This window comes from uncultured Cetobacterium sp., from assembly GCF_947039425.1.
In the GTDB taxonomy this organism is placed as follows: domain Bacteria; phylum Fusobacteriota; class Fusobacteriia; order Fusobacteriales; family Fusobacteriaceae; genus Cetobacterium_A.
In genome coordinates this window covers 1-8542 of record NZ_CAMQYW010000060.1, presented here as the reverse complement: position 1 = coordinate 8542, position 8542 = coordinate 1, and the positions used below count along the sequence as shown (strand labels likewise).

The window sequence follows — 8542 nt, the reverse complement described above, 5'->3', positions numbered from 1 at the left end:
GGGCATATAAAAGAAATACTGAATCTGGTCCACCAGATAATCCAAGTATTATTTTATCACCATTTTCTATTAATTTTTCTTTTTTAATTTTTTTCAATATTTTTTCTAACATCATATTATCCTTCAAAGAGTATTTTTTAAAATTATACCATATAGAGACCCTTTTTAAAACTATTTTCATTCATATTTTCTTATTAAAACAACTCTAATTTTACTTTTTTATTACTATAATTAAATAATATATTTATATTTTCTTTTTTGTGTGAAATTACATTATATTTAAAGTTTTCAAATTCTGTTTTTTTATAAGCTTCTCTAGATGATGAAAACTCTTTATTTTGTATAATTTCATTATATTTCTCTTTATCTTTTTCACTTACAAACCACTTTGGATAACTTCCTGGTTTCCCAATTAGTAGGTAATCTAATTTTAAATACTCTATAAATATCTCTTTTCCTTCAAAATTATTCTCCTCATAAAAATCTACTAAATAATTAAATAAACTTACAACTTTATGTCCCAAAGTTATATATTTTTTATCCACATAAAAATTAGCAATTGCCTCATAGAAATCAAAAGGATTTTTATAATGATTATCTATTATATATCTCACAGAGTTTTTAAATTTTTCAGAATTATAATAATAATCTAACATTTTTTCAATATGTTTCAATTTAACAAGTTCTCCATAAGAGATAAATTTATTTGATAGAACTTCATATGGTGGAAACTCCATATATTTATAATCATACTTTTCTATTTCGTGAGAAATTTTAGTTCCTGACAATATCTTTAAAAAACCAAGTTGTATCATCTCAGCACCTAAATCATCTACATAGTTTACGGAATTTTTAAATTCTTCATATGTATCATAAGGAAGTCCCGCAATTAAATCCACATGTAAATGAATATTCTTAGAAATTGATTTAATGTTATATTTTAATCTATCTAAAAGATTTCTTCTATTTATACTATTCATTGTTTCTTTGTTAACACTTTGAATTCCTATTTCAAATTGGAAAAATCCTTCTGGAACTAATTTTAAAAATTCCACTACTTCATCATCAAAAATATTTGCATTTATCTCAAAATGAAAAGTTACTCCATCTTTATAATTATCTAATAAAAATTTCCAAATTCCTAAATATCTATCTTTTCTTAAGTTAAATGTTCTATCTACAAATTTAACTAATTCTACTCCTGAATCAAGAAACTTTTTAAGATCCTCTTGAACTCTTTCTAAAGACCAGTATCTTACACCTTTATCAATAGATGATAAACAGTAAGAACAACTAAAAGGACACCCTCTTGTTGATTCATAGTATAAGATTTTTATATTATCTTTTAACTCATCTTCTGTATATGGAAATGGAATGTCATCTAAATTTTCTATTGGATGTTCCATTCCATTGTACATAAATTTGTTCTCTTCTAAATATGCAACTCCTCTTATCTCTTTAACTGGTTTAGTTAAAAAATTTAAAAGTACCTTTTCACCTTCTCCAACTAATACATAATCAATAGATTTATTCTCTCTTAAAGAATCTTCTGCATTATAAGTAACCTCAGGTCCCCCTAAGGTTATTGTTGTATTTGGTAAAATCTTTTTTAATTCTTTAATTATAGCAAACACATAATCTTTATTCCAAATATATGTAGAAAATATTAAATGACCTGGTTGTAGATTGTATAAATCACTTATTATTGTATGCATTTGACTATTTATATTACTTTCATATATTTCTAAGTTTATATCACTTTTTTTCTCAGCATAAGCTTTTAAATATCTTATTGCTAAATTTGTATGTATGTACTGACTATTTATTCCTACTAAAACTATCTTTTCCACAACTTACTCCTAACTATTTTTTCTTTTTTTGAACTTCTAAATGTTCTCTATATGTTTTTGTAAATGTATGATGTCCTCCTCCTGTTGCAACAAAAAATAAATACTTTGTTTTTGCTGGATTAATTGCTGCCATGACAGATTCATAATCTGGATTAGCAATTGGTCCTGGAGGTAATCCTTTATACATATAAGTATTATATGGTGAATCAATTTTTAAATCTTTATAATACATTCTTTTTTTCTTATAATCATATGCAAAATTTACTGTTGCATCTGATGCTAATTTCATCCCTTTATTTAATCTATTATAAAATACTGAAGCCATTATGGGCTTTTCTGTAGCGATTTGTGCCTCTCTTTCTAAAATAGATGCCATTATTAGCTGTTTATAAAATATTTCTTTATCTGGATAATCTTTTGGCGGGAATTTTATTAAAAACTCTTTTAACATTCTTTTTACTACTTTTTCAGGTGTTATCTCTCCTGAGAAATAATATGTTTCTGGATATAAATATCCTTGAAAGTTCCCTTTTGGTGTTAAATATGGAAAATCTTTTATATTCTTTAAAGCTTCATTGAGCCCCTTAACATTTCCATACCCTTTATTTTCTAGTAGTTCTCCAATTTCTAATATTGTATATCCTTCAGGAATTGTTAAAGATACATATTTTTCTCTTCCCTCTTCCAATATATTCAATAAATCCCCGTATGAATAATTCCCCTTAAATTCATAGTGTCCAGCCTTTATCTTTCTGCCCGAATCTCTTTCAATTTTTAAATAAATTTTAAAAAATACATTGTTTAAATTTAACTTTTCAAAAAAATTATTTAAACTAATCCCTCTATTTAAATCTATTGTTATATTATAAGCTCTTTTTATATTTTTTTCATTTGTATATTTTTTTCCCAAAACTAAAATCCCCATTATCACTATAAAAAAAGCAATAATCATCTTTTTTTTCATTTTCCCCTCCAATTATGCTGAAAAAAGCTGCACTCGGTTTCCCTCGTAACAGCTCTTTTTTCATATAATTATCTTCTTGATTGTTTTGCTTTTTCAACTAAAGGTTTTTGACCTCTTCTATCTTTTTTAAAGATTTCTACAATCTCTTCAGCTTCTACAAATGGAACAGATACGAATGAGAAGTTCTCATATACCTCTACTCCTTTTAATTTAGATTCATGTACTCTAGTTTTCTTAGATATTAAATCAACTAATTTCTTAGCAGTCATTTGATCTTTCTTTCCTAAAGCTATAAATAATCTAGTTTTTCCAGTTTTATCTATTGCAACACTTTCTATGTTAGAGTAATTAGACTCATCTAATTCATCTTCATAACAATTTTTAAGAATTGCAGCGATAATCTCTATTGCTGTTGCTTCCTTTTCCATTAATTCCTTAGCCATTTCTAAGAAATTCTCAGCATCTCCATTATCTATAATGCTATTTACATTATCAAATAATCTAGTTTTCTTAGCTAAGATAACATCTTTTATTCCAGGAACTTTTTCTTTTTTAATTTCAGTTTTTGTTATTTTTTGAATTTGCTGTAATTTTCTATACTCTGAAGGAGTTATAAATGTAATTGCAGTTCCTTCTTTTCCAGCTCTTCCAGTTCTTCCAATTCTATGAACATAACTTTCTGCTTCTTGAGGGATAGCATAGTTAATTACATGAGTTAAATCATTTACGTCAATTCCTCTAGCTGCAACATCTGTTGCAATTAAGATATTTAAGTTTTTGTTCTTAAATCTCTTTAAAGTAACTTCTCTATGATTTTGGCTGATATCTCCATGTAACCCTTCAACATCATATCCTCTATCTTGTAATTTACCTACTAATTCATTTACATCGTTCTTTGTTCTACAGAATACAATTCCATAAAAATCTAATTCAATATCAACTATTCTGCATAAAGCTTCAAATTTATCTCTCTCTTTTACTTCAAAGTAAATTTGCTCTGTTAAACTTGTAGTTAATTCTTTCTTTTTAACTGCTAATATTTCATGTTCTCCCATGTATCTTTTAGCAATTTTTAAAATTTCTGTAGGCATTGTAGCAGAGAAAAATAACATTCTTTTATCATCGTTTGTTGATTTTAATATTTGCTCAATATCCTCAACAAATCCCATGTTTAACATTTCATCAGCTTCATCTAGTATGAAATATTTTAAGTTATCTATTTTTAATATCTTTCTATTAATTAAATCAATAACTCTTCCTGGTGTTCCAACAACAATATCCACTCCTCTTTGCAGGTGTCTTTTTTGTTGCTCTAATGATTGTCCACCGTAAACTGGAATTATTTTCAGTCTTCTTCCTGCTGCAAGAGAGTTAATCTCTTCTGCAACTTGAACTGCTAATTCTCTTGTTGGTGCAAGTATTATTGCTTGTACATTTCCTGTACCTTCTTCAATCTTTTCAAGAATTGGTAAAGAGAATGCTGCTGTTTTACCTGTTCCTGTTTGAGCTTGACCTATAATATCTTTTTCACCATTTAATAATGCAGGTATTGTTAATGCTTGTATTGGACTTGGATTTTCAAACCCTTTTTTCTCTAGAGGTTTTAGTGTCTTTTCAGTTAACCCTAATTCTCTAAATGTTAATAATTTTTCCATAATCACTTCCTTAATCTATTTATATTCATCATATGATTATACCATACATTTATAAAAATGTGTACTTTTTTTAAATTTTTTATTTCTGATATTGTATATTCTCAATTTTATGTTCCTATTTCGTTCTTTTAATATACTCTCTTGATTTTTAGATTAAAATAAGGTAATAAAGATAATACTAAAGAATATGGAGGTATATATGAATAAAGCAAAAAAAACATTTAAACGTGTTGTTATTTATCTCAATGATTCTCAAAAAAATAATTTACAAAAATTTTTACATAGTATCGGATTTCATCATTATACAGTTCAATGCAAATTAGAAGGAAGTTGGGAAAGCGGTGTTCGTCACCTTAATAATCACGTATGGCCTGGTTCTGAATCTGTTTTCCATCTTTTAGTACTTGAAGAAATGGTTGATACCCTTTTAAAAAAACTTAAATTTTTCAGAATGAATCTTCCTGAAAATGTTGTTATGGCTCTTCTTGTTTGTCCACTTGATGATTTTATTTACAATATGTATACAGCTGACGTAGAAATCGATGAAAATATTGATGAATCTTTTAAATGGCTGTAAATAAAAAATGGGAGATTTTTTAATCTCCCATTTTTCTAATGTTTACATTTATCTTTAAAAGAACAACTTCCTTGTTTATCTTTAGAACAAGAACATCCACCTTTTCCTCTTAACATTTTATATAAACTTTTTAATCCTACTATTGCTATTACTACTACTATTGCTACTAAAATTAAATTCTTCATTTTTTCCTCCTAAGGTTAAAAGAACAATCTTCCTACCTGAAACACAAGAGTTGATACTATATATGGTACTACTAACAACATAGTTACAACAAATCCTGTAAATTTATATCCGAATTCCTGTTTTATTGCTCCTAAAGTAACTACACAAGGTACCACTAATAATATAAATACCATAAACGAATAAGCTCTTAAAGGGGCTAAATTGTCAGTCCAAAGCATTCTTGTTGCTGATACCAGTCCTGTTGCTTCCTCATCTATTTCAGTCGCATCTGGCACTGCAAAAAGTCCTTTGATATCAAAACTTGAAATTGCTACAATTGAATCTTTTACTGCTACTCCTAAACCTAAAACCTGCTCCAGAGTATCTTGAGCGAAAGTTGTTTTAGTTGCTGAATCTGCATTTGCTGCTGCTGCTTCATCTATTCCGTTAGAATCTAATACTTGAGACATAAATCCAACTACAATCTCTTTTGCTGCTAAACTTGGTGGAATTGCTGCTACTGTTTCCCATCTATTTGCAAAACCTGTTGGTTTTAATACTGTTTGGAAAGTTTTACCAAATTTAGCCATATAAGAATTTGAAGTATCTCCATTATTTGGGAAATATGTTAATGCCCATAAGACCATAAGCATACCCATTATAATAGTTGTCGCTTTCTTTAAATATGATCCTGTTCTTGTTACTGTAGATCTTACTATAACTCTAAGACTTGGAACTCTATATGGAGGTAACTCTATTAATAAAGCTCTTCCTTCAGATTTAAACATTTTAAAGTTCTTTAAAATTAATCCCACAGAAATTGCTACAACTATTCCTAAAACATATAATGACATTACTATCAATCCTGCTTTCCCACCAAAGAAAGCAGCTGTAAATAATCCATATACTGGAAGTCTAGCTCCACAAGACATAAAAGGAGCCATTGCTGCTGTTAATCTTCTTGATGATTCATCTTCTAAAGTTCTCGTTGCATATATTGCTGGAACTGTACATCCAAATCCTAGAACCATAGGGACAAAAGCTTTTCCATTCAACCCTAATTTCGTCATAATTCTATCCATTAAAAAGGCAACCCTAGACATATATCCACTTTCTTCTAAAATAGCTAAGAAGAAATATAAGAATAACATTAAAGGAACAAATACTACAACTCCACCAACTCCACCTAATATTCCATCCATTACTAATGAAGCTAACCATGCTGGTGTATTTTGATCAATTAACATTCCAACATATTTTCCAATATAGTTATTAACAAATCCATCTACCCAGTCAATTAAAGGTGCTGATCCATTAAATACAGATCCCATCAATCCAACTATTATTAAAAAGAATATAGGTAACCCTAAATATTTATTTAATAAAATTCTATCTATTTTATCACTCAAATCTAACCTTGATTTTATAGAAGTTGTAAAAGTTTTTGCAAGAATCCCTTTTACAATTCCATAACGAGCTTCTGCTAAAACTGTTTCTATATCTTCATCATGAGTATCCTCTAAAGCGTCTCTAATATCATCAAATTCATCTTCATAAATATAGTTATATTCATTTTTTAAAATTTCCAATAAATGAGCATCTTTTTCTAAAAGTTTTATTGCTAAAAAACTTGAACTCATTTTTTTAGATGCTTGTGTTAATTTTTCTTCTGTTTGAATTCTACATTTTACTGTATGAATTGCATCTTGAATCTCTTTATCAAAAACAAAATTATAATCTATTTCTTGTTTATTTTTTGTTATTTCTATTGCAGTATCTAACAGTTCTGTTAATCCCGTTCTTTTTACTGCTGAAGTCATAACCACTTTCATTTCTAATAGTGATTCAAATTTCTTCATATCCAATTTATAATTTAATTTTTCAAATTCATCTCCAAAATTAAGAGCCATTATCATTGGTTTTTCAAGTTCTTTTAATAACATTGTTAAATATAAGTTTCTTTCTAAATTAGTCGAATCAATTATATTTATTACAACATCTGGATTTTCATTTATTATGAAATCTCTTGTTATTTTTTCTTCTAATGTATACGGACTTAAACTATAAACTCCTGGTAAATCAATAAACTGAATTCTTTCCCCTTTATAATCGAATTCTGCTTCTTTCTTTTCAACTGTAACCCCTGCCCAGTTTCCTACTTTTAAATCTGAACCTGCTATAGAGTTAATCAGTGCTGACTTTCCTACATTTGGGTTTCCTGCAAATGCTATTTTTATCATTATAATCCCCTTTCTTCTTATGTCTTTTATTTTAGTTATTTATTTCAATTTCAATATTTTGTGCATCTACTTTTCTTATTGCTATATTTGTTGATTTAACAATAAACTCTTGTGGATCTCCTAAAGGTGCGTTTCTTTCTAACTTTATCATCTCTCCACTTGTAACGCCCATATCAACTAATCTTTTTTTCAGTTCTCCAATTTTTCCAATTTTAACTATTTTAGCTGTTTCTCCTCTTTTTAAATCTGTCAATTTCATACTAATGCCTCCCAAATCTTAAGTTAAAAATAAAGTTCGTATATCAAAGTTTATTTCCCAAAATAAATCACAGCGATAGCTGTGATCTTTCTTTACTATTTATTATTTACATTCTTCTAAAAGAATTTTATTTGCCAATCCAAAACTTAATACATATTTAGTTTCATTAATTTTTACTATATAATTTCTAGCATCATCTTTTAATAGAGATATCTTATTCCCTATGCAAAAACCTTGTTCTGTAAGTCTACTCTTATCTTTATCTCTTCCTTTTATCTCTTTTATCACAAATAATTTATCATGTTGTGCAAAAGCTAATGGTGTCATAGAATAAACCTCCTAATTTTTCACATATTTTATAATGCCGTTTATGTTCTAATTATAGTTTATCCATTAATATTTGTCAAGATAAAAACTTTGATAATAGAATCTTTCTTTTTATATCATATTATCAAAACAAACCTTTGATACTATTTAATATTACACTTCGAATGTTTGGACTATCCTTAGATAATTCCTCTATCATTTTTTTCATTTTTAATCTTTTGGAATTTTCACTAGTTTCATAAGGACAATCATTGGGTAAAATTGGTAATTTTAATTTTTTAGTATACTTTATTATTTCCTTTTCTTCAACATAAGCCAATGGTCTTATTACTCTCAATCCATATTCCTCTGAATTATAAGCAGGTTTCATAACTCCCATATTACCTTGATAAAAAATATTTAGTAAAAATGTTTCAACTATATCATCTTTGTGATGTCCAAGAACTAATTTATTTATATTCTGAGCTTTCATCTCTTTATACAAAAGACCTCTTCTTACTCTAGC

Annotated in this window: 9 protein-coding genes; 1 reads left to right on the top strand and 8 read right to left on the bottom strand. The window is 27.5% G+C overall.

The window, feature by feature from the left end; genetic code table 11:
• Nucleotides 1–194 precede the first annotated feature (194 nt).
• From Q0V09_RS05010 to Q0V09_RS05000, 3 genes are all read right to left on the bottom strand, one after another.
• Nucleotides 195–1850 carry a B12-binding domain-containing radical SAM protein gene (locus Q0V09_RS05010; protein ID WP_297405037.1) on the bottom strand — a complete coding sequence of 552 codons (1656 nt, stop codon included), beginning with the start codon at nucleotides 1848–1850 and terminating at the stop codon, nucleotides 195–197.
• A 13-nt stretch (nucleotides 1851–1863) separates the two neighbouring features.
• The gene (gene mltG, locus Q0V09_RS05005) at nucleotides 1864–2814 is read right to left on the bottom strand and encodes an endolytic transglycosylase MltG (protein WP_297487455.1); all 951 of its coding nucleotides are present in this window, start codon (nucleotides 2812–2814) and stop codon (nucleotides 1864–1866) included.
• A gap of 68 nt (nucleotides 2815–2882) precedes the next feature.
• On the bottom strand, nucleotides 2883–4469 hold the full coding sequence (locus Q0V09_RS05000) for a DEAD/DEAH box helicase (protein WP_297405033.1): 1587 nt from the start codon (nucleotides 4467–4469) through the stop codon (nucleotides 2883–2885).
• Nucleotides 4470–4668: 199 nt separating this feature from the next.
• Here Q0V09_RS05000 and Q0V09_RS04995 point away from each other — a divergent pair, with 199 nt between their 5' ends.
• On the top strand, nucleotides 4669–5046 hold the full coding sequence (locus Q0V09_RS04995; RefSeq protein WP_297405031.1) for a PG0541 family transporter-associated protein: 378 nt from the start codon (nucleotides 4669–4671) through the stop codon (nucleotides 5044–5046).
• A gap of 35 nt (nucleotides 5047–5081) precedes the next feature.
• Here the strand turns inward: Q0V09_RS04995 and Q0V09_RS04990 are convergent, their stop codons facing one another.
• The 5 genes from Q0V09_RS04990 to Q0V09_RS04970 form a co-directional block, all read right to left on the bottom strand.
• Nucleotides 5082–5231, bottom strand: a complete 150-nt coding sequence (locus Q0V09_RS04990; RefSeq protein ID WP_297407092.1) for a FeoB-associated Cys-rich membrane protein — start codon at nucleotides 5229–5231, stop codon at nucleotides 5082–5084.
• Nucleotides 5232–5246: 15 nt separating this feature from the next.
• The gene (gene feoB / locus Q0V09_RS04985; protein ID WP_297407091.1) at nucleotides 5247–7451 is read right to left on the bottom strand and encodes a ferrous iron transport protein B; all 2205 of its coding nucleotides are present in this window, start codon (nucleotides 7449–7451) and stop codon (nucleotides 5247–5249) included.
• A gap of 31 nt (nucleotides 7452–7482) precedes the next feature.
• Complete coding sequence (locus Q0V09_RS04980) at nucleotides 7483–7710, bottom strand: ferrous iron transport protein A (RefSeq protein WP_297407090.1); 228 nt, start codon at nucleotides 7708–7710, stop codon at nucleotides 7483–7485.
• 102 nt (nucleotides 7711–7812) lie between these two features.
• The gene (locus Q0V09_RS04975; RefSeq protein WP_297407088.1) at nucleotides 7813–8037 is read right to left on the bottom strand and encodes a FeoA family protein; all 225 of its coding nucleotides are present in this window, start codon (nucleotides 8035–8037) and stop codon (nucleotides 7813–7815) included.
• 124 nt (nucleotides 8038–8161) lie between these two features.
• The coding region (locus Q0V09_RS04970) for an ATP-binding protein (RefSeq protein ID WP_297487452.1) at nucleotides 8162–8542 on the bottom strand (381 nt) is incomplete at its 5' end.

What these genes read in the sequence shown, in the direction of transcription:
- feoB (WP_297407091.1), bottom strand. Translation starts at nt 7,451, where the DNA reads ATGATAAAAATAGCATTTGCAGGAAACCCAAATGTAGGAAAGTCAGCA.
- Q0V09_RS04975 (WP_297407088.1), bottom strand. Translation starts at nt 8,037, where the DNA reads ATGACACCATTAGCTTTTGCACAACATGATAAATTATTTGTGATAAAA.
- Q0V09_RS05000 (WP_297405033.1), bottom strand. Translation starts at nt 4,469, where the DNA reads ATGGAAAAATTATTAACATTTAGAGAATTAGGGTTAACTGAAAAGACA.
- Q0V09_RS04995 (WP_297405031.1), top strand. Translation starts at nt 4,669, where the DNA reads ATGAATAAAGCAAAAAAAACATTTAAACGTGTTGTTATTTATCTCAAT.
- Q0V09_RS04990 (WP_297407092.1), bottom strand. Translation starts at nt 5,231, where the DNA reads ATGAAGAATTTAATTTTAGTAGCAATAGTAGTAGTAATAGCAATAGTA.
- mltG (WP_297487455.1), bottom strand. Translation starts at nt 2,814, where the DNA reads ATGAAAAAAAAGATGATTATTGCTTTTTTTATAGTGATAATGGGGATT.
- Q0V09_RS04980 (WP_297407090.1), bottom strand. Translation starts at nt 7,710, where the DNA reads ATGAAATTGACAGATTTAAAAAGAGGAGAAACAGCTAAAATAGTTAAA.